Raw genomic sequence first — 25,091 nt, forward strand, 5'->3', positions numbered from 1 at the left:
CAGGGCGCGGCAGTCTGGCCCGGTATCGGCGCTGCCAGCAAGCCCCTGTATGGCGGGCATTTGACAGCGGCGGTCCCGATCCTTAGTATTCAGCGGCTTATGTCCGCGAACGTGCCCGAAACGCTGGATGCTTGGCGGATGGTCGTAGCGCGAAGGCGCTTCGACGGCCAGGTCTCTTTGGCTGATTTGACTCGCCTGCAAGGGTTGGTCGCCGATACCGACGGTGAGTGCAATTACTCGCTTGAATTCGGTCGCGACGACATCTTGCGGGTATCCTATGTGGAACTGACCATCGATACCGCGTTGCCGCTGACCTGTCAGCGCAGCATGCAGCGATTCCTGTTGCCGGTGAAGATGACCCAGAGGCTTGGCCTGATCCGCGACGAGGACGAGGAATCGTCCCTGCCCGAGGAGTACGAGGCGTTGCTGGTGCCGGAAGATGGGCAGCTGCGTCCGCTGGACCTGGTCGAAGATGAATTGGTGCTGGCAGTACCGGTGGTACCGCTGTCGCCGGACGGTGAGGCAGTCAACAAGGACTGGGCGCCGACCGAAGAAGAAACAAAGCAGGCCAACCCGTTTGCGGCGTTGGCGGCACTGAAGAAAGAGTAAAAGCATTAGCAGCCGGATTGTCGTCGGCGGCTGCGGCGAAAGCGAAAGTGTGCTGGGCGCTGGCGTCCTGCGCGACGATACGACGAAGCAAATCGAACCGAGTTTGGAGCAATCCCATGGCTGTCCAGAAATCCCGTGTCACCCCGTCCCGCCGCGGTATGCGCCGTGCGCATGACGCCCTGAGCGCCAAGCAGCTGTCGACCGACCCGACCACCGGCGAAGTGCACCTGCGTCACCACATCACTGCTGACGGTTTCTACCGCGGCAAGAAGGTCATCCAGACCAAGACCTCGGCCGTCGAAGAAGATTGATGTGCCGGAAGGCCGCTGCCCCAGGGCAGCGGCCTTTGCCTTCTTCCCCGGGCATGCCGGTGATCGGCAGCCTGCGCAACAGGAAACATGATGAGCAAGCGGATCTACTCGAGGATCGCGGGCACCGGTAGCTATTTGCCGGAAAAAGTCCTGACCAACGCCGACCTGGAAAAAATGGTCGAAACCTCGGATGAGTGGATCCAGTCGCGCACCGGTATTCGTGAACGGCACATCGCGGCCGAAGGCGAAACCACCAGCGACCTCGGCTACCACGCCGCGGTGCGTGCGCTTGAAGCGGCCGGTATCGACGCTTCCCAGCTCGACATGATCGTGGTCGGTACGACCACCCCTGACCTTATTTTCCCGTCCACCGCGTGCCTTATCCAGGCCAAGCTCGGTGCGTCGGGCTGCCCCGCCTTCGACGTCAACGCGGCCTGCTCGGGCTTCGTGTTCGCGCTCAGCGTGGCCGACAAGTTCATCCGTTCCGGTGACGCCCGCCATGTGCTGGTGATCGGCGCCGAAACGCTGACCCGCATCGTCGACTGGGAAGACCGCACCACCTGCGTGCTGTTCGGCGACGGTGCCGGCGCGGTCGTGCTCAAGGCCGACGAAGAAACCGGCATCCTCAGCACCCACCTGCATTCCGATGGCAGCAAGAAAGAGCTGCTGTGGAACCCGGTCGGCGTGTCGGTCGGTTTCAAGGATGGTAGCGGCAACGGCGGCGGCACCATCAACATGAAGGGCAACGACGTGTTCAAGTACGCCGTCAAGGCGCTGGACTCGGTCGTGGACGAAACCCTGGAGGCCAATGGCCTGGGCAAGTCCGACCTGGATTGGCTGATCCCGCACCAGGCCAACCTGCGCATCATCGAAGCCACCGCCAAGCGGCTGGACATGTCGATGGATCAGGTCGTGGTTACCGTCGACCGCCACGGCAACACCTCCTCCGGCTCGGTGCCGCTGGCGCTGGACGCCGCGGTGCGTTCGGGCAAGGTCGAGCGCGGCCAGTTGCTGCTGCTGGAAGCCTTCGGTGGCGGCTTCACGTGGGGTTCGGCCCTGCTGCGCTATTGATAGCGTAGTTACGACAACGTGAAGTCTGTCGTTACGGCCCCTCTGGGGCCGTAACGCGTTTCAGGAGATCCGTCATGGTTGAGCCCATCGTCATCGAAGGGCAGCGCGCCTGGCTGAAGCAGTACGGCAAGGGAAGCCGCGCATTCGCCTTGGGCCTGCTCAATTTCATCGCCCGCCGCTTCCACCTCGATGCCCTGCGTCCGCCGCCGCACCGCGGGGGAGATGCTGCGTGCAAAACCGAGGCGCGCCGCCTGGGCGAGCTGCATGCGCAGGGCGTCAACGTGCCCGAAGTGATCGGCAGCGGCCACGCCGCGCTGGTGATCGGTGACAACGGCGGGTCCTTCAATACCTGCCTGCGCGAAGCCGATGATGCCGGTCGTGACCGGCTGGTGGCGGCGGCCATGAAGGCGCTCGCCGAGGCCCATGGCCGTGGCGCGTATTTCGGCCAGCCGGTGCCGCGCAACCTCACCTGGGACGGGCAGAACGTGGGCTTCATCGATTTCGAGGAAGACCCGCTGGAAGTGATGGACCTGGCCGAGGCCCAGGCGCGCGACTGGCTGATGTTCGGCTATGGCGTGGCCAAGTATTACGCCGACCGCCCGCAGCACCTGCAGGCGATGATGGCCGAGGCCATGAATGGCGTGCAGGCGCCGGTGCGCGCGCACGTGCATTCGGTCAGTGGCCGGCTGCAGGGCCTGGCCCGGGTCTGCATGAAGCTGGGCCGCTCGGCCCGCGCGCTGGCGCAGTCGATCTTCATCACCCACGGCGCCACGACGCTGGGCCTGATCATGGTGGTGGGCCTGTGCGTGGACTGGTTCGCCGATGGCGAGCTGGACGTCCTGCAGCTGTTCTGCTGATCGCATCCGCCGGGCCATGCCCGGCGGACTCCATACGCCCTGCATACGCGCACGTACAGACGACACGGGGGATTCGCCCTTATCATGGCCCGCTTCGATTGCAACAAGCGGATGACCGCGTGACCGTATCCACCCTCGCATTTGTCTTCCCCGGTCAGGGCTCGCAGTCCGTGGGCATGCTGGCCGAGCTGGCCGAGCTGCACCCGCAGGTGCGTGAAGCCTTCACCGAAGCATCCGATGGTGCCGGCGTCGACCTGTGGGCGCTGTCCCAGGGTGGCCCGGAGGAAATGCTCAACCGTACCGAATACACCCAGCCGGCCCTGCTGGCCGCAAGCATCGGCGCATGGCGCGCCTGGAACGCCGCAGGCGGTCCGCGCCCGTCGGTCCTGGCTGGCCACAGCCTGGGCGAATACACCGCGCTGGTCGCTGCCGGCGCACTGAGCCTGCATGACGGTGCGCACCTGGTGCGCCTGCGCGGCCAGCTGATGCAGGAAGCCGCGCCGGCCGGCGTTGGTGCCATGGCCGCTGTGCTTGGCGCCGAGGACCAGCTGGTGCTGGACGTCTGCGCCGAAGCGGCGGGCAGCCAGATCGTGGTGCCGGCCAACTTCAACTCGCCGGGCCAGATTGTCATCGGTGGCGACGCTGCCGCGGTCGATCGCGCGCTGGCGCTGCTGGCCGAAAAGGGCGTGCGCAAGGCCGTGAAGCTGGCCGTCAGCGTGCCCTCGCACACCCCGCTGATGCGCGAAGCCGCCAACCGCCTGGCCGAAGTGATGGCCGGCCTGTCCTGGCAGGCACCGCAGCTGCCGGTGGTGCAGAACGTCGATGCCAAGGTGCATGACGGCGTCGATGCCATCCGTACCGCGCTGGTGCAGCAGCTGTACCAGCCGGTGCAGTGGACCGGTTGCGTGCAGGCCCTGGCGGCCCGTGGCATCACCCAGATCGCCGAGTGTGGCCCGGGCAAGGTGCTTACCGGCCTTATCAAGCGCATCGACAAGTCCATCGACGGCCGTTCCCTGGCCACCCCGGGCGACTTCGAAGGCGCCCGCGAGGCGTGGTCGGCCTGATCCCCCTGTTCCTGCCGACCGTGCCGGTGGCCGCTGCAAGCGGCACGGGCGCGGTCGCTGCCCACGTTTGAGGACAACATCATGAGCAAGCCCCTGCAGGGTGAAATCGCACTGGTCACTGGCGCCAGCCGTGGCATTGGTGCCGCCATCGCCGATCTGCTGGCCGCCCAGGGCGCCACCGTCATCGGCACCGCCACCACCGAATCCGGCGCTGCCGCGATCGGCGAGCGCCTGGCGGCCCACGGCGGCCACGGCCGCGCGCTGAACGTCACCGACGCTGCCGCCCTGGAAAGCGTGCTGGACGGCATCGCCAAGGAATTCGGCGCCATCTCGATCCTGGTCAACAACGCCGGCATCACCCGCGACAACCTGCTGATGCGCATGAAGGAAGACGATTGGGCGTCGATCATCGACACCAACCTGACCAGCGTGTTCCGCACCAGCAAGGCGGTCATGCGCGGCATGATGAAGGCGCGCAAGGGCCGCATCATCAACATCGCATCGGTGGTGGGCGTGACCGGCAATGCCGGCCAGGCCAACTACGCCGCCGCCAAGGCCGGCATCATCGGTTTCAGCAAGTCGCTGGCCAAGGAAATCGGCTCGCGCGGCGTCACCGTCAATGTCGTGGCTCCCGGCTTCATCGACACCGACATGACCAAGGCGCTGCCGGAAGAAGCCCGCACCGCCCTGATCAACGACATCGCCCTCGAACGCCTCGGTTCGCCGGAAGACATCGCCCATGCGGTGGCCTTCCTGGCCAGCCCGGCGGCCGGCTACATCACCGGCGAAACCCTCCATGTGAACGGCGGCATGTACATGCCGTAAGCAAGGGGCGCACGGATTGCGCCGCAAGTGGTTGATCTGCTGGGTTTTTTGCACCTATGCAAGGCCCCGCCGGTTTCCACTACACTATCCCACGGCCATCGCCATCCGATGGCGACCACTTTTGAACCACTACTCCATCTGGAGCGATACCCCATGAGCACCATCGAAGAACGCGTCAAGAAAATCGTCGTCGAACAGCTTGGCGTCAAGGAAGAAGAAGTCACCAACAGCGCATCGTTCGTCGATGACCTGGGCGCTGACTCGCTGGACACCGTTGAGCTGGTGATGGCCCTGGAAGAAGAGTTCGAGTGCGAGATCCCGGACGAAGAAGCCGAGAAGATCAGCACCGTGCAGGCCGCCATCGACTACATCAAGGCCCACGTCAAGGCCTGATGTCAGACGGCAGTGCGCGCGCGGGTTCCGCTCGCCGCGCACCGCACCCCATGGGGCCGCAGTTGCGGCCCCGTGTGTTTGAGCATCACACCGCAGTAGAACCGAGTTGCCCGTTGACATCATCGGGTCAGGAGAATCAGCAATGAAGCGTCGCGTCGTCGTAACCGGCCTGGGTATCGTCTCGCCGTTGGGCAATGATCTGGCCAGCAGCTGGGAAGGCATCACCCAGGGTCGTTCGGGCATCGGTCCGCTGACCAACGTTTCTGATGCCTACCTGGATCGGTTCACCACCAAGATTGCAGGTGAGGTCAAAGGCTTTGACATCACCGCCGACAACGAACTGTTCGGCAAGTACCGGGTCAGCGGCAAGGATGCCAAGAAGATGGACCCGTTCATCCATTACGGCCTCGGTGCCTCCTTCATGGCCCTGCATGATGCGGGCCTGGAGATCACCGAAGCCAACGCCGAGCGCATCGGCGCGATCGTCGGCGCCGGCATCGGCGGCCTGCTGGGCATTGAAGAGCAGACCATCGATTTCCACGAGGGCAAGAAGATCTCGCCCTTCTACGTGCCCAAGACCATCATCAACATGCTGCCGGGCCAGCTGAGCATCATCACCGGCCTGAAGGGCCCGTCGTTCTCGGCGGTCTCGGCGTGCGCGACCTCGAACCATTCGATCGGTACCGCCATGCGCATGATCCAGTACGGCGATGCCGACGTGATGGTGGCCGGTGGCGCCGAGCGCGGTTCCTCGCCGACCGCCCTGGGCGGCTTCTGCGCGATGAAGGCCATGAGCACCCGCAACGATGCCCCGGATCAGGCCTCGCGCCCGTGGGACAAGGACCGCGACGGCTTCGTGCTGGGTGACGGCGCCGGCATCCTGGTGCTGGAAGAGTACGAACACGCCAAGGCCCGTGGCGCCAAGATCTACTGCGAACTGGCCGGCTTCGGCGCCAGCTCCGACGCGTACCACATGACCGCGCCGAGCGAGAACGGCGAAGGCGCTGCCCGCTGCATGGCCATGGCCATGCGCGACGCCGGCGTGACCCCGGAACAGGTCGGTTACCTCAACGCACACGGCACCTCCACGCCGCTGGGCGACCTGGGCGAAACCATGGCCATGAAGGCCGCCTTCGGCGACCACGCCTACAAGATGATGGTCAGCTCCACCAAGTCGATGACCGGCCACCTGCTGGGTGCTGCTGGCGGCGTGGAAGCGATCTTCTCGGTGATGGCGCTGCAGGACAACATCATCCCGCCGACCATCAACCTGCAGCAGCCGGGCGAAGGCTGCGACCTGGACTACGTGCCCAACGAAGCACGCCAGGCCAAGGTCGACGTGGTGATGTCCAATGGCTTCGGCTTCGGCGGCACCAACGGCACGCTGATCTTCAAGCGCGTCTGACCGAGTTGCGACGTCGCGCCATGCTCGACGTCGCATTGGTAGAGTCGACTGTTAGTCGACTGTTAGTCGACTGCCTTTCGATCCGCCGCGGTGATCGTTGATGGGAAAGCAGTCGACTGACAGTCGACTCTACCTATCGGCAATCCGACAAACGGATCAACGCCGTGCACCACGGAGCCGCCGCAAGGCGGCTTCCGTGCATCTGAACCCCGAACTGGCCGCCATGACCCACGCCCCGCTGATCCACCCGCTGCCGCACCCGATCGACCTGCTGGCCCTGCAGCAGCACGACCCGGCGCGCTTCCCGCTGCTGATGGAATCCACCGCCTCGGGCACCGCCCAGGGCCGCTGGAGCCTGCTGCTGGCCGCGCAGGGCGACAGCCTGCGGCTGGACGCCGACGGCCAGGTGCGCGACCAGCACGACGCCATACACGCCGGCAGCTTCCTGCAGGTGCTGGACCGTGCCTGGCAGGCCGCGCGCCTGCCGCACGATGGCAGCCACAGCCTGCCGTTCCGTGGCGGCTGGGCGCTGATGCTCGATTACGAAGTCGCCAGCCAGATTGAAACCGTGCTGCCGGCGCGTGCGCGCGACGACGGTCGCCCGACCGCGCTGGCCCTGCGCTGCCCGGCGGCCGTGCTGCACGACCACGAGAACGATGCCAGCTTCGTCATCGCCGAAGCGGGCGAACAGGCGCTGCTGGATGCACTGCTGGCACAGGCCTCGGCCGTGCTGCCCGAAGCCGGGCAGGGCTGGCAGCCGCCGCAGTCGGTGGGCGAGGACGCGCCGCAGCGCTTCACCGACGGCGTGCGCCGGGTGATCGAGTACCTGCGCGCGGGCGATGTGTTCCAGGTGAACCTGTCGCGGCGCTGGAGCGCGCAGTTCGCCGCGCCGGTCAGCCCGCAGGCGCTGTACGCGCAGTTGCGCCGCGCCAATCCCGCACCGTTCGCGGGCCTGTTCACCGCGCACGGCCGCCACGTAGTCAGCTCCTCGCCGGAGCGGCTGGTATCGGTGCATGCCGGCCACGCGCAGACCCGGCCGATTGCCGGCACCCGCCCGCGCTTTGAAGGCGACGACGATGCCGCGCGCATCCAGGAACTGGTCGGCCACCCCAAGGAGCGCGCCGAGCACGTGATGCTGATCGACCTGGAGCGCAACGACCTGGGTCGCATCTGCCTGCCCGGCACCGTGGTGGTCGATGAACTGATGACCGTGGAAAGCTATGCCCACGTGCACCACATCGTCAGCAATGTCAGCGGCCACCTGCGCCCCGAGGTGACCCCGGGCGAGGTGATCGCCGCGACCTTCCCGGGTGGCACCATCACCGGCTGCCCCAAGGTGCGCTGCATGCAGATCATCAGCGAACTGGAACAGGTGCCGCGCGGTGCCTATACCGGCGCATTTGGCTGGCTGAACCGCGATGGCGACCTGGACCTGAACATCCTCATCCGCACCGCCGAAGTGGATGGGCACGAGGTCAGCTTCCGCACCGGTGCCGGCATCGTGGTCGACTCGGACCCGGACAAGGAACTGGACGAGACCCGCGCCAAGGCCCGCGGCCTGCTGCGGGCGCTGGGCCAGCAGGGGTAACCGATCGCCCCCCGCCGGGCATGGCTGGTGGGTGCCGACCGTTGGTCGGCACGGATGCCCCCATGGCCCAGGTGGGTGCCGACCGTTGGTCGGCACGCAGACGCCACCCCGGTCATGACCCCACGCCACCCGGCACGGTATCCTGCACGGCGGAATCGCATTCAGAGGTAGTCCATGGCGGGAGCCAAGCGCGGGTGTCTGTTCGTGGTCATGCTGGTGGTGGTGCTGGGCGCCGTCCTCGCCGGCGTGGGCGCGTGGTTCTTCTACCAGCAGGGCCAGTTCGCCGACCGCCACATCACCCCGTCCGCCGAGAGCGTGGTCATCGCCAGCGGCGATGGCATGAACACTGTGCTGCGCAAGCTGCGCGATGCCGGTGTGGATGAAGGCCAGGACACCCAGTGGCAGCTGCTGGCCCGCCAGCTCGATGCCGCCGGCAAGCTGAAGGTGGGCGAGTACGCGCTGGACAGCAGCCTGACCCCGCGCGAGCTGCTGCTGCGCATGCGCGCCGGCAAGGTGCTGCAGCACCGCGTCACCATTGTCGAAGGCTGGAACATCCGCCAGGTGCGCGCTGCGCTCAAGCGTGCCGAGCCGCTGCTGCACACCACCGATACCCTGGATGAGGCTGCGCTGATGCAGCGCCTGGGCTTCGGCGGCCAGCACCCGGAAGGCCGCTTCCTGCCGGAAACCTACGTCTATCAGCGCGGCGACAGTGACATGGATGTGCTCAAGCGCGCCCATGCCGCGATGGAAAAGGCGCTGGACGAGGCCTGGGAAAGCCGTGCCGCCGACCTGCCGATCAACAGCTCGTATGAACTGCTGACGATCGCCTCGATCATCGAAAAGGAAACCGCGCTGGCCAGCGAGCGCCCGCAGATTGCCGGGGTGTTCATGCGCCGCCTGAAGATCGGCATGCGCCTGCAGACCGATCCCACCGTCATCTACGGCATCGGTACGGCCTACGACGGCAACATCCGCCGCCGCGACCTGACCACCGATACGCCCTACAACACCTACACCCGTGCCGGCCTGACCCCGACCCCGATCGCCATGCCCAGCCGCGATGCGCTGATGGCGGCCGCCCAGCCGGCGGCGGGCGATGCGCTGTACTTCGTCGCCGTGGGCGATGGCAGTGGCGCGCACGTGTTCTCGCCCAGCCTGGACCAGCACAACGCCGCCGTAGCCCGCTACCTGCAGCAGCTGCGCCAGCAACGTACCAAGGAGACCCCGGCGCAATGAGTTCCGCGCTGCTTCGCCACCCGCGTTTCGTCAGCCTGGAAGGCGGCGAGGGCGCGGGCAAGACCACCGCCATCAACGCCATCCGCGATTGCCTTCGCAGCCACGGCCACGAGGTCGTGCTGACCCGCGAGCCGGGCGGTACGCCGCTGGCCGAGCGCATCCGCGGCCTGGTGCTGAAGCCCGACGCGGAGATCGCCGCCGAGCCGCTGAGCGCCGAAGCCGAGCTGCTGCTGGTGTTCGCCGCGCGCGCCCAGCACGTGCGCCAGGTCATCCAGCCGGCACTGCAGCGCGGTGCCTACGTACTGAGCGACCGCTTCACCGATTCCAGCTACGCCTACCAGGGCGGTGGCCGTGGCCTGGACCCGCAGTGGATTGCCGACCTGGAACGCCGCGCCGTCGGCCTGCTGCCAGGCCTGACCCTGCTGCTGGATGTGGACGTGGCCGTGGGCCGCGCCCGCGCCAATGGCCGCGACCTGTGGCCGGACCGCATCGAGAGCGAGCAGGACGACTTCTTCCAGCGCGTGCGCGAGGTGTTCCGCAGCCGCGCCCAGCAGGACCCGAAGCGCTTTGCGCTGATCGATGCTGGCCAGGTGCAGGAACGCGTGGCCGCCGATGTGGTGGCCAGCGTCGAGCGCTGGCTGCAGGCCGGGGAGGGCGCATGAGCAGTTTCTCGCCCTGGCAGCAGCGCGCCTTTGACCAGACCGTTGCTGCACTGGATGCCGACCGGCTGGGCCATGGCCTGCTGATCTGCGGCCCGGCCGGGCTGGGCAAGCGTGAGGTCGCGCTGGCCCTGGCCGACCACGTGCTGGCCCGTGGCGATGCCGCGCACGCCACGCGCACGCGCCAGCTGATTGCCGCAGGCACGCATCCGGACCTGCAACTGGTCAGCTTCATCCCGAACAAGAGCGGCGACAAGCTGCGCACCGAGATCGTCATCGAGCAGGTGCGCGAGATCACCAACAAGCTGGCGCTGACCCCGCAGTACGGCGTGGCCCAGGTGGTGATCGTCGACCCGGCCGATGCCATCAACCGCTCGGCCGCCAACGCCCTGCTTAAGACCCTGGAAGAGCCGCAACCCGGCCGCTACCTGTGGCTGATCAGCAGCGACCCGGCGCGCCTGCCGCAGACCGTGCGCAGCCGCTGCCAGCGCCTGGAGTTCAAGCTGCCGCCGCGCGATGAAGCCATGGCGTGGCTGCAGCAGCAGGGTCACAGCGAAGCTTCCGCGCGCGAAGCGCTGGACGCGGCGCGCGGCCATCCCGGCCAGGCCGACAACTGGCTGCGCGAAGACGGCCTGAGCCTGCGCCGCGACGTGGGCCGGGAACTGGAACAACTGGCCGCCGGCAAGACCGGTGCGGTGGAGCTGGCACAGAAGTGGTGCGGCGATGAAAACGCGGCGCTGCGCCTGCGCTTCGCCGCCGATCTGGCGCTGGCCCAGGCCAGCACCGACGCCTTGACCGCGCCGGACCGATTGCACAAGCTTGCAGCGTGGTTCGATGCTGCCAACCGTACCCGCGACCTGCTGCGCACCACCGTGCGTGCAGACCTTGCGGTGGTCGAGTTGCTGCTGGCCTGGAACAAGGTGAACGAGCGGCCTGCCGCAAGGGGAAATCGATGAGTGCCAGCAACGCCCGCCAGGGCATCCTGTCCCTGGCTGTAAAGGACAAAGCCGCGCTGTACAGCGCGTACATGCCGTTCGTGAAGAATGGCGGCATCTTCGTGCCCACGCCCAAGCGCTACTTCCTGGGCGACGAGGTGTTCCTGCTGCTGACCCTGCCCGATTCCAGCGAGCGCCTGCCGGTGGCCGGCAAGGTGATCTGGGTGACCCCGGCTGGTGCACAGGGCAACCGCGTGGCCGGCATCGGCGTGCAGCTGGCCGACGGCCAGGAAGGTGAGAACGTGCGCCACAAGATCGAGACCCTGCTGGCTGGCCTGACCAGCTCGGACAAGCCGACGCACACGATGTAACGGGGCGCGATCGCGGCCCCTGGTAGCGCCGGGCCACGCCCGGCGACGCCTTCGAAACACCGGTGAACCGCTGTTCTGTAGAGTCGAGCCACGCTCGACTCCGGCTCTCGAAAACGGCTGTGAACCGCAACCTGGTAGCGCCGGGCCATGCCCGGCGGCGGCTCTCGAAAACGCCCAAGAACACAAATGTGAAAAACTGTTGACGGCCTCTGAAAAGCCCCTATAATGAGCGGCTCAGCAACACACCGGGCGGTTAGCTCAGCGGTAGAGCATTGCCTTCACACGGCAAGGGTCACAGGTTCGATCCCTGTACCGCCCACCATGTTGCAGAACGAAAGAAGCCTCCAGCAATGGAGGCTTTTTTGTTGGCTGTGATGTGGCGCAGACGCATTGCCTCAGTCGTTATCCCCCAGCAACTCACGCGCGATCATCGCCGTGCCGTCCAGCAGGTCGTGGCCGCTGCCGGCCTGCACCACCACCGCCAGCAGCTGGCGGCCCACCTCGCCATTGCCGCCGCGCAGTTCCATCTCCCCCTCGAAGCACAGATCGCCCAGCCATTCGTGCGCCTGCGGCAAGCCGCGCTTGCGGGCGCGGCGGAATTCCGCCAGCAGCTTCGCCTGGCCCGCTTCGTGTTCGCCATCGGCAAGCAGGCCGATGGCACCCCCGTGCGCCGCGCGCCAGATGGCCGGCAGCGGCCGGCCTCTCTCATCCAGCACGTCCAGTGCGAACTGCGCGCAGTACATCTCGTAGCGCTTGCCCGCCGTGCTGGTGGGCACGATGCCTGCCTCGGCCAGCAGGCGCTCGGCTTCATCCAGCTGATTGAACTTCAACCGCAGCAGGGCAGGGCGGCTCAACTGCTGTGACAGCGCCTGCTGGTTGGCGGCAAACCACACGTTCCAGCCGATGGTTGCGCGGCCTTCCAGCGCGGCCTTGAAGTACTCCAGGTGTTCGGCGTCCATTGCGGTTTCCTGCGATTCCCTGCGCGATTGTAGCCAAGGCGCTCAGGGCGTTCCGCTTTCCAGGCAATGGGTGGCCTCGCACACCAGCTGCCGCGCGGCCACGATCAGGCCATCGGTGTGGAAACTGCCCATCTGTTCGTCCGGGCCGCCTTCGACACGCGCGCGCTCGGCGGCCTGCAGAATATCGAGCAGCGCGGAGAGCCCTGCCAGCGAGCGGCTGAGTGAGGCGTGCTCGCTGGCCGCCAGCCTGCGCGGGCTGCAGGGCTGCCCGTTTGCGCCGTCGGCTCGCCGGATGGCGTCCAGGCAGGCGAAGAATGTGGGGGCCTGAAGGGGCAGATTCTGTTCGTCCAACGCGCACTCGATCTCGCGTGCGATGTCGTCGGGAACCTGGTTGGCGATGTCGGCAATCAACGCGTACAGGCGTGGAAGCGATGCGGCTCGGTTGGTCATGGCAAAACCCTCACTGGCGTAAGGCCACCTTCGGAATGAAGGTGGCGGACGGTGCGGGTTGGCGTACCTAGGCAAACGAACTTCTACCGAGAAGAAGGCCTGGCGGATCTGTCGATCCCCACGCACCGGCCGCCATTGAAGGCAATCGTTGCATTCTCTCTGCTGCGGCGTGAACCGCAGCGGTAGAAGTTCATTCGTTTATTCGAGACGCCAATCCCGACCAAGGCGTGCTGCCTTGGCGAGGCGATCATCGATTCGCGCAAAGCCGGAAGTCAGTGAGGAAAGTTGTAACAACGCCCGCCATGACGCTGCTTCACCGCCCAGAGCCCGATCCTCTGCCTTATTTGAACCGGGGAGTGCCGCTACACAACACCAGTAGGTGGCAATCACGTCACCCAGCGTGGGTCTTACCTCGTAGTTTGTGTAGCTTTGGACGAACTACTGTGTCTTGCTCTGGGCGTACTGTCGTTCAGGGATTCTGCAGTGCTTCCAGCGCGTCATCCAAGGCAGTGACTGCATCCACTACTGTTCGCACAGTAGCTCGGTCGAATTCGTGATCGCGCTGCGAGTCGTGCACACCACTGTTCAGGTATCCCCATTCAATGCTCGCCCCGTTGACGCTAAGCAAAGTAGTGAGTGCGTCGACCGATTGCTGTGCAGCGGGATACTGCGCCGCAACGCGAGCTACCGCTGATTTCAGCTTGCTGCATTTGTTGTTCAACTCCAAGGGCGAGCGAGGTCCGCCGAGCTTGATCTCAATGCGCCCATCTCCCCGCCGGCTAAGCCATGTCCAGAGGCGGTCAGTCAAGCTTTCTAGCGCGGGCCGTGCCTGTCGCAAGGCCTCGCGCTTCTCATCGTTCGCCAGCGCCTGCTGGGCTAACAGCACATAGTTCTTCGTCGGCGGGTCGCTGTCGACGCGCAGCTCGTGTTCGCCATGGTGCGGGAGGAACTTGTAGCGCTTGATCGCTCCGGCGCGGCGTGCACCAAGTTCCTGCTGAATCCGGTGAAGAAACTCCTCCGCATGCGAGGTGAGGATGACCTGCTTATCGTTTAGCAACCCATCCTCGAAGAAGGTGCGCCAGATGCCATCACGGTGATCATCATCGATCGCGTTGACCACGTCGTCGAAGATGACCACAGGGCATTCTTGCGCGATATTCTTGGCCAGTAGAATCGCCAGTCCAAGGCACTTAATGTGCCCTTCACTGAAGACGACCAAGGCGTCATAGCGCATGCCAGGTTCGCCGGCGAACTCGACTTCGATCTTTCCGTTCTCGGCGACCGGCAGCCACAACGCGTGCAGCAGGTCGCCAGGTGGATCGGCGCGGTTGAACGCGTTGTAGAGGTTGCGAGCCTGCTCTCCAAGGCCCTGGAGCAGTCGGCCCGGCAAGGCCGCCAGATAGGCCTGGATCTCGGGCAGGTAACCGTTGTAGGCGGCCTGGATGCGCTGGTGGTGCGCGATGACCGGCACTTCGGCCGCGGTAGCGTCGATCAGGCCACGGTTGGCCTCATCGAACTGGGTCACAGTCTGCCGGGCAGTGGCCAGTTCCTGGTCTGCGGTCGTGCGCAGAGTCTTCAGCCGCTCAATCTCCAGCCGGTGCTGGTCCAAGACATCTCGTTCCTGAGCCAGCGCTCCACGCAAGGCATGTGCCTCGCGAGACTGCGCGTCGGCATGTTCGATGAACTCGGCGACCTGCAGCAGCGCAGTCCACCCGCGGCGATCGCCATCGACCCATGCTCCTAGCCAGGCACCTGTGGCGGCTGGGGGCAGTAGAGGCAACGCCGCCGCCTGCAGCTGGGCAGGACACACGGCCGCCGCCGCCATGGCTACGCGACGCATCTCCTCCCACAGCGCCCGCACCGCCTCGCTCAGTTGCGTGCGCAAGCCGGCCTCTTGCTGTTGGAGGGCGGCCAACTGTGCGAGCTGCTCCAGGCCCGCTCGTGCCTTGGCGAAGGGGTCCTGGGCCACTGCGGTTAACCCGGTTCCGCATGCGGGACAGGCAGCTGCGCCATCGGCCAGGGCCAGCACCGCCTCGTACAGCTTGGCATATGACACGTCACCGGCACGCGCGGCCAACTGCCCGGTGGCGGCCTGCCACTGGCCTTGAAGGCGGTACACCTCGTCTAGCAAATCCTGCAGACGTGCACGTGTCACTTCATGAATCGCTGGAGGGACGGCGACAAGTTGCGCCTGCACGTACGGAAGCCGCCCTTGTAGCTGCGGCGTGCCAAGTAGCCAGTCGACGCAGCCCTGGTACGTCGCGTCGGGCAACATGCGTTGCGCGAGCGCCTGTTCCATGCCCTCAATCGCTGCGATCTTTTGTGGATGGCCGGCAATCGTCTGTTCGGAATTTGCCAACTGCAAGCGCCGCTGCGCGAGTTGGGCGGCCTGGATTCCGGCAAGCATCAGGTCTTGGTCGAGCGTGGGATTGAATCCGCGCACGAAGTCACTGAACTGATCCACGCCAAACAAGGTGGCAATGAGCTGTCGCTGGTCGCCCGGTGTACGGGCCGCGATGCGCGCGAAATCATCGAGGCGATTTTTCTCGATGAAGCAGAAGCGATACTCCGCCTCGTCGGGCTGCACGGCTTGGGCCCGCTCTGCCGCCCCGGAAGAGAGAACGGGCGCGACATGGCGCCGCAGCCGGGCGTTGTTACAGTAAGTACGCTGGTCGACTCGCTTGGCCTGGGCTTCGCTGATGGACCCGAGCATCGCAACTTCCAGCGCCTCGCAGAAGCTGCTTTTACCCGTGCCATTAGCGCCATAGACCAACGTGATGTCATGGCTGAGGTCGAACGTTTCTTGCCTCATGAACCCGCGGAACGGGCCCACCTCGAGCTGAAGCAGGCGCCCAAGCGCCGGCCCAGCGTCGGGACCGTGGCCGTCTCCTTGGTACGCCGCCGGAGTCTGCGCCAAGTTGGCTATGGCCAGCGGCGCTAGGCGGACCGATCGCCTGCGGCCCGCCGCGCCAACCTCAGCCAACGGCTGCAAGTGATCCAAAATCAGGTGCGCAAGCCGGCGCACATCGTCGTGCACTTGTCGCTGCGCCAAGTGCGCCAGGAAGCGGTGGTACTCGGAACGAATGCTCGCCATGCAGCCCCTCTACACGGAAGGACGCTGTCGGTTGCGCCCTTGGTTTTGTTGATTAGCCGCCAGCGCCGTGGTTACGGGCGGATGTTGCTTTCACTCGTGACCGGCCGAATCGACTAAGTGCACAAACTATGCACTAACGGGGCCACATTAACTATGGGGTCCATGTACGCCATGGTTGGTAAATCAAACACCTCGATTTGCACAAGCTATGGGTTCACCTTCTACGCGAACTGTGGTGTCCAGCCCAAGCACAGCCCGCGCGAGCGTGCCATGGATGAAAGCAGACGTTCCATCCATGCGCTGTGCGGCCGACCGCAGCGGGCGTAGTCTCGGCCCACGGTTGTCCCCTCTGGCTCTGGAGTTCCACCATGCCGCTCGCCCGTATCGATCTTCGCAAAGGTAAATCCGCCGATTATCTGCAGCGCGTGGGGGAGGCCATCTACCAGGCCCTGCGCGCGGTGGGTGTGCCGGAAAATGATCGCTTCCAGGTCTTCCAGGAACACGAGGCGGGTACGCTCGTCTTCGATCCCGGCTATCTGGGCGTGGCCCGCACCGATGACTTCATCTGTGTGCAGATCACCTGGAGCGAGGGGCGCACGCAGGAGCAGAAGAATGCGTTGTACCTCGGTATTGCCAATGGCCTGCATGAGGCGGTGGGCATCCGCCGCGAGGGCGTATTCATCAATCTAGTGGAAGTGAAGCCGGAGAATTGGTCGTTCGGGAATGGGGTGGCGCAGTACGTGAGTTGATTTGCCAGGAGCAAGAGCATCCACGCATGGCGTGGATCTACTGCGAGAGGGCGGAGTCATCGGCGTGGCTACGGTCTGGCCCCTGCGTCACCGTGTCGCAGGGGCAAAACCCTGAACGTGGTCCAGGGTTGGCTGCGGCGCCGTAGAATGGCGGGGTGCGTCGCCCCCGATTCCACCGCCGGTTCCAGACCTTGGCATGGCTTGCCATGCTGCTGGTGCTGCTTGCCCCGCTGGTGAGCCGCTGGATGGCCCATGGGCCGGCGCCGGCTGCCGCGCCGGTGATGGCGGGCATGGATCATGGCGCGATGGACCACAGCGCGATGGGCCACGGCGCGCACGCGGAACACGCGCAGCACGCGATGGAAGGGCACCACGACCACCATGCGATGGCGATGGCGCACGACGAGGCTGCTGGCAAGCCGGCCGTAGATCCACATGCCGAGCATGAAATGGGCGTGGACTGCGAGTACTGCCTGATTGCGGCACGCCTGATCACCTTGCTGGTGGCGGCGTTCCTGCTGCTGGTGCCTTTGGCGCCGGTGTGCAGGGCATTGGCGGGATCTGTCAGAGCGCTGCCCTCGCGGCTGCGCGGAACACTGGGCGCGCGTGGGCCACCGGTGGCGTTCGCTGGCTGAGCCGCGCACGCGAAAGCCGCCGGGCATGGCCCGGCGCTACCGATTTTCTTGAAGCTGCTGGGCATCGCCCTGCGTTAGCGCGTGCGCTTTCCTTTTCTGCTGCCCTGTCTGATGGGGCGGCATTGCATGCCGTGGAAACATGAAAACCAACCCGAACGTCGTCGCCCTGCGCTGGGCGACGCTGCCGGCGCTGTGCGCCTGCGCCCTGTACACCGCACCGGCCCGCGCTGATGCCGCAGACCCCACCACCCTGGACACCGTGCGCGTGGTCGATACCCGCCATGGCGAACTGTCGGCCGTGCCCAGCGCGGGCTCGGCGCTCGGCCTGAGCGTGCTGCAGACGCCGGCCGCGCTCACCGTCATCGACCGCGACCAGTTGGAACAGCGTGGCGACAGCAACCTCAACGATGCGATCAGCCGTGCCGGTGCGATCAGTGCGATGCCGCACCCGGGCAATGGCCTGAGTGCGCTGTCCAGCCGCGGCTTCACCGATGGCGCGTCGGTGATGCGCCTGTACGACGGTCTGCGCCAGTACGGCGGGGTGGGCGTCACCTTCCCGTTCGATACCTGGTCCATCGAGCGCATCGAAGTGCTGCGCGGCCCGGCGTCGGTCATCCATGGCGATGGTGCCATTGGCGGGGTCATCAACATCGTGCCGAAGAAGCCGACGCGCGGTGCCGTCGAGAACGAGATCAGCGTGACCGTGGGCAGCGAGGACACCGCGCGCCTGGGCTTCGGCAGCGGTGGCGCGCTGACGCCGGAGCTGGCCTACCGTGTGGATGTGAGCGGCAACTACAGCGGTGGCTGGGTCGACCGTGGCCGCAACAACGATGCGACGTTTTCCGGCGCGCTGTTGTGGCAGCCGCGCACCGACCTGCAGCTGACCCTGACCCATGCGCAGGGCTACCAGCAGCCGATGCGCTACTTCGGCACGCCGCTGGTGGACGGCCGCCAGCTGGACGCGCTGCGCCACCGCAACTACAACGTGGCCGACAGCGAGATCCGCTTCCGCGACCGCTGGACCCAGCTGGATGCGCTGTGGACGCCGACTGCTAACGTGGAATGGCGCACGCGCGTCTACCAGATCGACAGCCAGCGCGACTGGCGCAATGCCCAGGCCTATGTCTACAACGATGCCACGGGCCTGATCGATCGCTCGGACAACACGCAGATCACCCACAACCAGGACCAGACCGGGCTGACCTCGACGCTGCGCGTGCAGGGGCAGGTGGGCGGGCTGGCCAACAACTTCGCGGTGGGCCTGGATGCCAACCGCGCGCATTTCAAGCACACCAACAACACCTACGCCGGCAGCTCCGGGCCGGTCGATCCGTTCCACCCGGTGCCGGGGCAGTTCGCCAGCGATGCGCCGAACCTGCCGCGCTACCGCAACGGTGCCGAGCAGTACGCCTTGTTTGCCGAAGACCACCTGACGCTGACCGAGCGCTGGTCGGTGCTGGGCGGGCTGCGCCATGACCGCGCGACCATCGACCGCACCGATCTGATCAGTGGCGCGGCAGCATTCTCGAAGACCTACAGCAGCACCGGCTGGCGCGCAGGCACGGTGTTCGCGCTGCGGCCGACGTTGAGCCTGTACGCGCAGTACTCGCAGGCGGCGGATCCGGTCAGTGGCCTGCTGATGATCAGCCCGGCCAATGGTGCGTTCGATCTGGCCAAGGGGCGGCAGTTCGAAGTGGGCATGAAGCAGGCGTTCAACGGCGGCGAGTGGACGCTGGCGGCGTACCGCATCCGCAAGACCGGCCTGCTCAGCCGTGATCCGCTGCAGCCCGATCGCCGCGTGCAGGTGGGCGCGCAGACCTCGCGCGGCATCGAGGCCTCGTTGAATTGGGCGTTCGCACCGCAGTGGTCGCTGGATGCGAATGCCACGGTGCTGAAGGCCGAATTCGAGGACTTCCTGGAAACCACTGGCTCGCCGGCGGTAGTGGTCTCGCGCGATGGCAACGTGCCGCCTAACGTGGCCGAGCGGATGGCGAACGTGTGGCTGAGCTGGCAGTTCCTGCCGGACTGGACCGTGGCCGGCGGCGCGCGCTATGTGGGCAAGCGTTACGCGGACAACGCCAATACGCTCGAACTGCCCGGCTACAGCACCACCGATCTGGCGCTGACCTGGCAGGCCGCGCCGCGCACGCGGGTAAGCGCGCGACTGTTCAACGTGTTCGACAAGGCGTACTACGCAACGGCGTACTACACCAGCACGCAGTGGCTGCTGGGCGCGGACCGCCGCGTCGAGTTCACCCTCGACCATCGCTTCTGAGGGCGCTGGCCATGTCGCTGCGATCCACCGCCAAGCGTTGGACTTACCTGCTGCATCGCTGGTTGGGTATTGGGGGTTGCCTGCTGATGCTGCTGTGGTTCGTCAGCGGCATGGTGATGCTGTTCATCGGTTACCCGAAGTTGACCCCAGGTGAGCGGCTGGCCGCATTACCGGTGCTGGAGGACTCGCGCGCGCTGCAGGGGCTGTCGATCCTGCCCGACGCTGTGCAGGCCGAACCGGAACGCGTGGCGCTGACCACGCTGCGTGGCGAGCCGGCCTATGTGGTGCGCAGCGGTGCCAACGTGGGTGCGTGGTCGGCCGGCAGCGGCCACGCGCTGCTGCCGGTGTCCGCACAGCGTGCCGAGCTTGCGGCGGCGGCGTTTGCCGGTGGCCCGGCCTTCCTGGGCGCGGTGCGCGTGGACGAGGATCGCTGGACGCATTCGCGCGGATTGGATGCGCACCGGCCGCTGTACAAGGTGGAGGTGGGCGGCCGACAGCCGGGCAGCGTGTACGTGTCCTCGCATACCGGCGAAGTGGTGCTGGATGCGCCATACCACCAGCAGCGCTGGAACTACGTGGGCGCGTGGCTGCACTGGTTGTACTTCCTGCGCATGCAGTCGGTGGACCCGGTGTGGACGTGGGTGGTGATCGTGTTGTCCGGGCTGTGTACGGTGGCGGCCATCAGCGGCATCGTGGTGGGTGTGTGGCGTTGGCGTTTCCGTGGCCGGTACCGCTCCGGTGCGAAAACGCCCTACGTAGAGCCGTGGATGCGCTGGCACCACCTGGTCGGCCTGGTGGCCTCGGCCTTCGTGTTCACCTGGATCTTCAGCGGGCTGATGTCGATGAACCCGCTGCAGGTGTTCAGCAGCCCGGCGGATGCGACGAATGCCGCGCGTTATCGAGGCGCGCCGGTGCCGCTGGATGATGCGCTGGCCCAGCCACAGGCGTTGCTGGCCGCCGCGGCGCAGGCGGGGTTTGCGCCGGTGGAGATCCAGTGGCGGCGCATCGATGGCCAGCTGTTTGCGGTGCTGCTGGACGGGCAGGGCGGTACGCGCATCGTCTCGCGCGTGGATGGGCAGCTGCAGCTTGCAGAGCAGTTGCCAGTGGCGTGGCTGCAGCAGCGCGCACAGGCGTTGGGCACGGCACCACTGCGTGCATTCACGATCCTGCACACACCGGATGCCTGGTTCTATCCACGCGCGCCCGAGGCGATGAACGGTGCAGCGGTGCGGCGCTTCCCGGTGGCGGTGGCCGACTTCGGCGATGAACACGCCACGCGGGTGTACATCGATCTGGCCACCGGCGATCCGCTGCTGGCCCTGGGCCATCGCGAACGCGTCGGCCGCTGGCTGTTCTACTTCCTGCACAGCTGGGACCTGCCGGGCATGCTGCGGCAGGAGAACACACGGCTGGGCGTGCTGTTGCTGCTGAGCGTGGCGGGTACCGGCCTGTGTGCGACCGGTGTCGTGATCGGCACGCGGCGGCTGCGGATGAAATTCGGCCGGCCGCGCCAGCGAAGGGGATGACGGCGCCCGGTCTCGCGTGGTGATACGCCCGTGCGTGATGATCGTTGCCACAGTCATTGTCATCCGCCTTCGCTATGATGGGTCGATCTGAAGTGGGTACGCATATGGAAGTACGACTCACGCGCGAGCAGGTACTCGCGCTCGCGCCGGATGCGGCGTCGGCCAAGGCCGGCGGCGGCCTGGCCATCGATGGCAAATGGGGCCTGCTGGGTGCCGATGACGAGGCGCTGTGGGGCGAATGCCAGGGCAGTGGTTCCAAGCCCTACCAGACCCAGGTGGACCTGGCGGCGCTGGTCAGCCGGTGTTCCTGCCCCAGCCGCAAATTTCCCTGCAAGCACGGGCTGGCCCTGCTGCTGTTGTATGCCGCCGGCAACCCGCGCTGCGTGCCACAGGCGCGACCGGCGTGGGTGGACGAATGGCTGAACGGGCGCCGCGACCGCGCCGCGCGCAAGGAGGCTGCCGTGGAGGCGGCCGCCGTTGCGCCGCCCCCGGATCCGCAGGCGCAGGCCGCGGCCACCGCCAAGCGCGAGCAGGTGCGCTGGGGCCGCATCGAAGCCGGTGCAGCCGAGCTGCAGCGCTGGATTGCCGATCAGTTCCGCCAAGGCCTGGCCAACCTGCCCGCCGATTTCCACGCGCAGGGCCAGACCATGGTCGCGCGCATGGTCGATGCGCAGGCGCCGGGGCTGGCCAGCCAGCTGGAGGTTGCGCTGGGCGAGGGCACACCGGGCCTGGCCGGCCTGGGTGAACTGGGCGCGCGGCTGGGGCTGCTGCAGCTGCTGACCCAGGCCGTGGCCCGCCGTGCGCAGTACGAGCCGGCGCGACTGGCCGACCTGCGCGCAGCGCTGGGCTGGCCGGTGGACCGCGAGGCGGTGCAGCGCGATGGCGAGGCGGTACACGACCGCTGGCACGTGCAGGGGCAATGGCTGCTGGAACAGCCGGGCAACCTGGTCGAGCGCCGCGTCTGGCTGCATGGGCTGGACAGCGGGCGCAGTGCGCTGGTGCAGGATTTCAGCCACGGCGGTCGCGGCTGGCAGGAACAATGGCGCACCGGCAGCGTGCATGCGGCGCGGCTGCATTTCCATGCCGGCAGTGTGCCGCTGCGCGCGGTGGTGACCGAATTCGAAGCGCCCCGCGCTGAAACCACCACGCCCCGCACCGATACCTTCGACGCGGCCTCGCAGGCGTACGCGCGCAACCCCTGGTTGCCGCAGGTGCCGATGCGCCTGCAGGACGTCCACATCGCCCATGACGGCACGCACTGCTGGCTGCAGCATGCCGAAGGCGCGCTGCCGCTGCAGCTGCCGGGCCTGCAGGCGTGGGCGTTGATGGCGTTTGCCGGTGGCCATCCGGTGTGCGTGATGGGTGAGTGGGACGGCCAGGTGCTGTTGCCACTGTCGGCATGGAATGCGCGCGACGAGCGCTGGGAAAGGAGTGCCGCATGAACCAGGCCTGGTTGAAGCCGGCGTTGCTGGGCATTGACCGCCCGCAGGTGATTGCCGTGGGTGGCGCGCTGGATGCGCTGCTGCAGGCGGTGGCCGATGCGGACGAACCGGCATTGGCGTACAGCCGCCAGGTGGGCGTGCTGGCCGCCTGCGAGCGCGCCGCCGTGCGCACGGCCGCAGCGGTGAGAGTGCCACCGCCGGTGGCGGATGACCCGCTGCAGCTGGCGGCCGACCACCCGTGGGTCGCGTTGCTGGCCACGGTGTTCCAGCCGGGCCAGTTCTCGCCCTGGGGCAAGCGGCTGCGGCTGCAGGCCTGCGCGCAGCTGGCCGCACACGGCCGGCACCTGCCGGTGGCGGTGCTGCCGCAGGCGCTGGAGGCAGGTGCGCGCCTGGCCGTGCTGCGCGATGCGCTGCGTGCGGTGCTGGGGGTGCGCGGTTACTGGCTGGCGGCCTGCAATCCGGAGTGGCGCTATGCATCTGCACCGCTGGAGGCACAGGCCAGCGTGGAGGAGGTGGAGCAGGTCTGGAACGAGGGCAGCAGCGAGGCACGCCTGGCTGTGTTCCAGCAGCAGCGCCTGGAAGATGCTGCCGCGGCGCGTACGCGGTTGCAGGACAGCCTGAAGGAACTGCCCGCACGCGAGCGTGCCGCGTTCGTGGCCGCGCTGCAGCCGGGCCTGGGCGCGGACGATGCGCCGCTGCTGCAGGCCTTATTGAAGGACCGCAGCCGCGAGGTGCGCGCGCTGGCCGGGCCGATGCTGGCGCGCCTGCCGGGCTCGGCGCACGCCGCTTATCTGCAGGCACAGATGGCGGCGCTGCTGCAGCAGTCGCGCAGCCGCCTGCTGCGTCGCTTGGCGTGGACGCTGGAAGCGCCGACCACGCTCGACCCGGGCTGGGCCGACGCGGCGATCGACGGCAAGCGGCCCAACGGCGAAGTGCTGGGCGAGCGGGCCTGGTGGCTGTACCAGCTGGCGCGCCAGCTGCCGCTGGCCTGGTGGTGCCGCACGCTGGAAAAGCCGGCCGCCGAGGTCGTGGCCTGGGCGCGCGAGGGCGACTGGTATCAGGCGTTGCTGCGCGCGTGGCTGGAGCGCGTTGATGCCAGCGAACCGGAGTGGGTGGAAGCGCTGGTCGCGCTGAAGGAAACCCATGCGCGCAAGAGCGAACTGCTGGCGTTGCTGCCTGCGGCGCAGCGCGAGCGGTACTGGCCGGCCAAGCTGCAGGACCTGATCGCACAGGGCCTGCTCGATGATGTGCTGGACAGCACCGGCGCGGCTCAGTCGTTGAGCGCGGCCTATTCGCAGGCGCTGGCCCCCAGCGTGGGCGCACTGTTCGGTGATGAACGCCTGCGCTACGACTACCTGCTGCGCGACCGCCTGCTGGAACTGCTGGCGGTGCTGCATCCATCCACGCTGCCCGGCGTGCAGATTGCCGAGCCGCCGGCCACGGCCACCGACGCGATGCTGCACTGCGCGCAACAGGCGCGTGCGCTGCTGGCCCTGCGCCAGGCCCTGTATTCCCCCTTCTGATCGAACCCCTTACACACGGAGCCACCATGACCACTGCCGTCCTGCGCCAGCACGCCGAACACCAATACGCCGAGGAACTGGAGGAACTGCGCCGCCAGGACAACCGCCAGCGCCCGGCCAACTGGACGATGTCGCCGTGGGCGGTCGTCACCTATCTGGTGGGTGGCACGCTGGACAACGACTTCGTGGTCAGCCCCAAGTACATCGGTGACCGCCGCCTGATGGAAATCGCCGTGGCCACCATCGCCACCGACCGCGCGCTGCTGCTGTTCGGCGTGCCGGGCACGGCCAAATCCTGGGTTTCCGAGCACATGACCGCGGCCATCAGCGGTGATTCGACCCTGCTGGTGCAGGGCACCGCCGGCACCAGCGAAGAGCAGATCCGCTACGGCTGGAACTATGCGCAGCTGCTGGCCAACGGCCCCAGCGAAAACGCCCTGGTGCCCAGCCCGATGATGAACGCGATGCGCCTGGGCAAGATCGCCCGCATCGAGGAACTCACCCGCATTCCTGCCGACGTGCAGGATGCGCTGATCACCGTGCTTTCGGAAAAGACCCTGCCGGTGCCCGAGCTGGGCAGCGAAGTGCAGGCCGTGCGCGGTTTCAGCGTGATCGCCACGGCCAACAACCGCGACAAGGGCGTCAACGAGCTGTCGAGCGCACTCAAGCGCCGCTTCAACACGGTCATCCTGCCGGTGCCGTCCAGCGAAGAAGACGAAGTGGCCATCGTGCTCAAGCGCGTGGGCGAACTGGGTACGGCGCTGGACCTGCCGGCCGAGCCGCCGGCGCTGCAGGAAGTGGCGCGCGTGGTGCGCATCTTCCGCGAGCTGCGCAACGGCGTCACCGAGGATGGCAAGTCGAAGCTGAAGAGCCCGACCGCTACGCTGTCCACCGCCGAGGCCATCTCGGTCATCAACAACGGCATGGCGCTGGCCGGCCACTTCGGCGATGGCGTGCTGCGCCCGGCGGACATGGCCGCCGGCATGATCGGCGCCATCGTCAAGGACCCGGTGCAGGACGCGCTGGTGTGGAAGGAATACCTGGAGACGGTGGTGAAGGAACGCAGTGAGTGGAAGGATCTGTACCGCGCCTTCCGCGAACACGCCTGAGCAGG

At 66.9% G+C, this 25,091-nt stretch carries 23 protein-coding genes and 1 tRNA gene; 21 read left to right on the forward strand and 3 right to left on the reverse strand.

What is annotated here, in order from left to right; all coding sequences use genetic code 11:
• Positions 1–99 precede the first annotated feature (99 nt).
• The 14 genes from C1927_RS05000 to C1927_RS05065 all read left to right on the forward strand — a co-directional run bounded on the left by C1927_RS05000 (position 100) and on the right by C1927_RS05065 (position 11,646).
• The gene (locus tag C1927_RS05000; RefSeq protein ID WP_079220840.1) at positions 100–609 is read left to right on the forward strand and encodes a YceD family protein; all 510 of its coding nucleotides are present in this window, start codon (positions 100–102) and stop codon (positions 607–609) included.
• A 116-nt stretch (positions 610–725) separates the two neighbouring features.
• Positions 726–920, forward strand: coding sequence for a 50S ribosomal protein L32 (gene rpmF / locus C1927_RS05005; protein ID WP_004154640.1), 195 nt, complete (start codon positions 726–728; stop codon positions 918–920).
• 90 nt (positions 921–1,010) lie between these two features.
• Complete coding sequence (locus C1927_RS05010) at positions 1,011–1,991, forward strand: beta-ketoacyl-ACP synthase III (protein ID WP_079220841.1); 981 nt, start codon at positions 1,011–1,013, stop codon at positions 1,989–1,991.
• 74 nt (positions 1,992–2,065) lie between these two features.
• Positions 2,066–2,848 (forward strand): serine/threonine protein phosphatase, encoded by a 783-nt coding sequence (locus C1927_RS05015; RefSeq protein WP_079220842.1) that lies wholly within the window; start codon positions 2,066–2,068, stop codon positions 2,846–2,848.
• Positions 2,849–2,967: 119 nt separating this feature from the next.
• Complete coding sequence (fabD, locus tag C1927_RS05020; RefSeq protein WP_079220843.1) at positions 2,968–3,912, forward strand: ACP S-malonyltransferase; 945 nt, start codon at positions 2,968–2,970, stop codon at positions 3,910–3,912.
• Between the two features lie 81 nt (positions 3,913–3,993).
• On the forward strand, positions 3,994–4,737 hold the full coding sequence (gene fabG, locus C1927_RS05025; RefSeq protein WP_108746060.1) for a 3-oxoacyl-ACP reductase FabG: 744 nt from the start codon (positions 3,994–3,996) through the stop codon (positions 4,735–4,737).
• A gap of 153 nt (positions 4,738–4,890) precedes the next feature.
• The gene (acpP, locus tag C1927_RS05030; protein ID WP_005415509.1) at positions 4,891–5,130 is read left to right on the forward strand and encodes an acyl carrier protein; all 240 of its coding nucleotides are present in this window, start codon (positions 4,891–4,893) and stop codon (positions 5,128–5,130) included.
• A gap of 142 nt (positions 5,131–5,272) precedes the next feature.
• Positions 5,273–6,535, forward strand: coding sequence for a beta-ketoacyl-ACP synthase II (fabF, locus tag C1927_RS05035; protein ID WP_108746061.1), 1,263 nt, complete (start codon positions 5,273–5,275; stop codon positions 6,533–6,535).
• Positions 6,536–6,758: 223 nt separating this feature from the next.
• Positions 6,759–8,123, forward strand: coding sequence for an aminodeoxychorismate synthase component I (locus C1927_RS05040; protein ID WP_108747772.1), 1,365 nt, complete (start codon positions 6,759–6,761; stop codon positions 8,121–8,123).
• A gap of 174 nt (positions 8,124–8,297) precedes the next feature.
• Entirely contained in the window at positions 8,298–9,359 is a 1,062-nt protein-coding gene (mltG, locus tag C1927_RS05045; protein ID WP_108746062.1) for an endolytic transglycosylase MltG, read from the forward strand.
• Positions 9,356–10,021, forward strand: a complete 666-nt coding sequence (gene tmk / locus C1927_RS05050) for a dTMP kinase (RefSeq protein WP_079220847.1) — start codon at positions 9,356–9,358, stop codon at positions 10,019–10,021. Before mltG ends, tmk begins: the two co-directional genes overlap by 4 nt.
• Positions 10,018–10,974, forward strand: coding sequence for a DNA polymerase III subunit delta' (locus C1927_RS05055; RefSeq protein ID WP_079220848.1), 957 nt, complete (start codon positions 10,018–10,020; stop codon positions 10,972–10,974). Before tmk ends, C1927_RS05055 begins: the two co-directional genes overlap by 4 nt.
• The gene (locus C1927_RS05060) at positions 10,971–11,324 is read left to right on the forward strand and encodes a PilZ domain-containing protein (protein WP_079220849.1); all 354 of its coding nucleotides are present in this window, start codon (positions 10,971–10,973) and stop codon (positions 11,322–11,324) included. Before C1927_RS05055 ends, C1927_RS05060 begins: the two co-directional genes overlap by 4 nt.
• Before the next feature lie 247 nt (positions 11,325–11,571).
• Positions 11,572–11,646: transfer RNA gene (locus tag C1927_RS05065), tRNA-Val, on the forward strand.
• 73 nt (positions 11,647–11,719) lie between these two features.
• Here the strand turns inward: C1927_RS05065 and C1927_RS05070 are convergent.
• The 3 genes from C1927_RS05070 to C1927_RS05080 form a co-directional block, all read right to left on the reverse strand.
• The gene (locus C1927_RS05070) at positions 11,720–12,283 is read right to left on the reverse strand and encodes a hypothetical protein (RefSeq protein WP_108746063.1); all 564 of its coding nucleotides are present in this window, start codon (positions 12,281–12,283) and stop codon (positions 11,720–11,722) included.
• A 42-nt stretch (positions 12,284–12,325) separates the two neighbouring features.
• Positions 12,326–12,733 (reverse strand): hypothetical protein, encoded by a 408-nt coding sequence (locus C1927_RS05075; RefSeq protein WP_079220851.1) that lies wholly within the window; start codon positions 12,731–12,733, stop codon positions 12,326–12,328.
• A gap of 469 nt (positions 12,734–13,202) precedes the next feature.
• Positions 13,203–15,827 (reverse strand): AAA family ATPase, encoded by a 2,625-nt coding sequence (locus C1927_RS05080; RefSeq protein WP_108746064.1) that lies wholly within the window; start codon positions 15,825–15,827, stop codon positions 13,203–13,205.
• A 368-nt stretch (positions 15,828–16,195) separates the two neighbouring features.
• Between C1927_RS05080 and C1927_RS05085 the strand changes: the two genes are divergently transcribed.
• From C1927_RS05085 to C1927_RS05115, 7 genes are all read left to right on the forward strand, one after another.
• On the forward strand, positions 16,196–16,576 hold the full coding sequence (locus C1927_RS05085) for a tautomerase family protein (RefSeq protein ID WP_108746065.1): 381 nt from the start codon (positions 16,196–16,198) through the stop codon (positions 16,574–16,576).
• Positions 16,577–16,782: 206 nt separating this feature from the next.
• Entirely contained in the window at positions 16,783–17,211 is a 429-nt protein-coding gene (locus tag C1927_RS05090; protein WP_108746066.1) for a DUF2946 family protein, read from the forward strand.
• A gap of 139 nt (positions 17,212–17,350) precedes the next feature.
• Positions 17,351–19,486 (forward strand): TonB-dependent receptor, encoded by a 2,136-nt coding sequence (locus tag C1927_RS05095; RefSeq protein ID WP_108746067.1) that lies wholly within the window; start codon positions 17,351–17,353, stop codon positions 19,484–19,486.
• 11 nt (positions 19,487–19,497) lie between these two features.
• Positions 19,498–21,012 (forward strand): PepSY domain-containing protein, encoded by a 1,515-nt coding sequence (locus C1927_RS05100; RefSeq protein ID WP_108746068.1) that lies wholly within the window; start codon positions 19,498–19,500, stop codon positions 21,010–21,012.
• A 104-nt stretch (positions 21,013–21,116) separates the two neighbouring features.
• Positions 21,117–22,454 (forward strand): SWIM zinc finger family protein, encoded by a 1,338-nt coding sequence (locus tag C1927_RS05105; protein WP_108746069.1) that lies wholly within the window; start codon positions 21,117–21,119, stop codon positions 22,452–22,454.
• A complete protein-coding gene (locus tag C1927_RS05110) occupies positions 22,451–23,977 on the forward strand; it encodes a DUF5691 domain-containing protein (protein ID WP_108746070.1) in 1,527 nt (508 codons plus the stop codon). Before C1927_RS05105 ends, C1927_RS05110 begins: the two co-directional genes overlap by 4 nt.
• A 26-nt stretch (positions 23,978–24,003) precedes the next feature.
• Complete coding sequence (locus tag C1927_RS05115) at positions 24,004–25,086, forward strand: AAA family ATPase (RefSeq protein ID WP_108746071.1); 1,083 nt, start codon at positions 24,004–24,006, stop codon at positions 25,084–25,086.
• The last annotated feature ends 5 nt before the right edge of the window (positions 25,087–25,091 follow it).

It is taken from the genome of Stenotrophomonas sp. ZAC14D1_NAIMI4_1 (assembly GCF_003086775.1).
Classification (GTDB): Bacteria; Pseudomonadota; Gammaproteobacteria; order Xanthomonadales; family Xanthomonadaceae; genus Stenotrophomonas.

Excerpts from the sequence above, each read along its gene's own strand:
- C1927_RS05075 (WP_079220851.1), bottom strand. The coding sequence starts at position 12,733 with ATGACCAACCGAGCCGCATCGCTTCCACGCCTGTACGCGTTGATTGCC.
- C1927_RS05105 (WP_108746069.1), top strand. The coding sequence starts at position 21,117 with ATGGAAGTACGACTCACGCGCGAGCAGGTACTCGCGCTCGCGCCGGAT.
- C1927_RS05115 (WP_108746071.1), top strand. The coding sequence starts at position 24,004 with ATGACCACTGCCGTCCTGCGCCAGCACGCCGAACACCAATACGCCGAG.
- C1927_RS05015 (WP_079220842.1), top strand. The coding sequence starts at position 2,066 with ATGGTTGAGCCCATCGTCATCGAAGGGCAGCGCGCCTGGCTGAAGCAG.
- C1927_RS05095 (WP_108746067.1), top strand. The coding sequence starts at position 17,351 with ATGAAAACCAACCCGAACGTCGTCGCCCTGCGCTGGGCGACGCTGCCG.
- C1927_RS05040 (WP_108747772.1), top strand. The coding sequence starts at position 6,759 with ATGACCCACGCCCCGCTGATCCACCCGCTGCCGCACCCGATCGACCTG.
- C1927_RS05100 (WP_108746068.1), top strand. The coding sequence starts at position 19,498 with ATGTCGCTGCGATCCACCGCCAAGCGTTGGACTTACCTGCTGCATCGC.
- C1927_RS05070 (WP_108746063.1), bottom strand. The coding sequence starts at position 12,283 with ATGGACGCCGAACACCTGGAGTACTTCAAGGCCGCGCTGGAAGGCCGC.
- fabG (WP_108746060.1), top strand. The coding sequence starts at position 3,994 with ATGAGCAAGCCCCTGCAGGGTGAAATCGCACTGGTCACTGGCGCCAGC.
- fabF (WP_108746061.1), top strand. The coding sequence starts at position 5,273 with ATGAAGCGTCGCGTCGTCGTAACCGGCCTGGGTATCGTCTCGCCGTTG.
- C1927_RS05090 (WP_108746066.1), top strand. The coding sequence starts at position 16,783 with ATGCTGCTGGTGCTGCTTGCCCCGCTGGTGAGCCGCTGGATGGCCCAT.
- acpP (WP_005415509.1), top strand. The coding sequence starts at position 4,891 with ATGAGCACCATCGAAGAACGCGTCAAGAAAATCGTCGTCGAACAGCTT.
- C1927_RS05000 (WP_079220840.1), top strand. The coding sequence starts at position 100 with ATGTCCGCGAACGTGCCCGAAACGCTGGATGCTTGGCGGATGGTCGTA.
- C1927_RS05080 (WP_108746064.1), bottom strand. The coding sequence starts at position 15,827 with ATGGCGAGCATTCGTTCCGAGTACCACCGCTTCCTGGCGCACTTGGCG.
- C1927_RS05085 (WP_108746065.1), top strand. The coding sequence starts at position 16,196 with ATGCCGCTCGCCCGTATCGATCTTCGCAAAGGTAAATCCGCCGATTAT.
- C1927_RS05060 (WP_079220849.1), top strand. The coding sequence starts at position 10,971 with ATGAGTGCCAGCAACGCCCGCCAGGGCATCCTGTCCCTGGCTGTAAAG.
- C1927_RS05055 (WP_079220848.1), top strand. The coding sequence starts at position 10,018 with ATGAGCAGTTTCTCGCCCTGGCAGCAGCGCGCCTTTGACCAGACCGTT.
- tmk (WP_079220847.1), top strand. The coding sequence starts at position 9,356 with ATGAGTTCCGCGCTGCTTCGCCACCCGCGTTTCGTCAGCCTGGAAGGC.
- C1927_RS05110 (WP_108746070.1), top strand. The coding sequence starts at position 22,451 with ATGAACCAGGCCTGGTTGAAGCCGGCGTTGCTGGGCATTGACCGCCCG.
- mltG (WP_108746062.1), top strand. The coding sequence starts at position 8,298 with ATGGCGGGAGCCAAGCGCGGGTGTCTGTTCGTGGTCATGCTGGTGGTG.
- rpmF (WP_004154640.1), top strand. The coding sequence starts at position 726 with ATGGCTGTCCAGAAATCCCGTGTCACCCCGTCCCGCCGCGGTATGCGC.
- C1927_RS05010 (WP_079220841.1), top strand. The coding sequence starts at position 1,011 with ATGAGCAAGCGGATCTACTCGAGGATCGCGGGCACCGGTAGCTATTTG.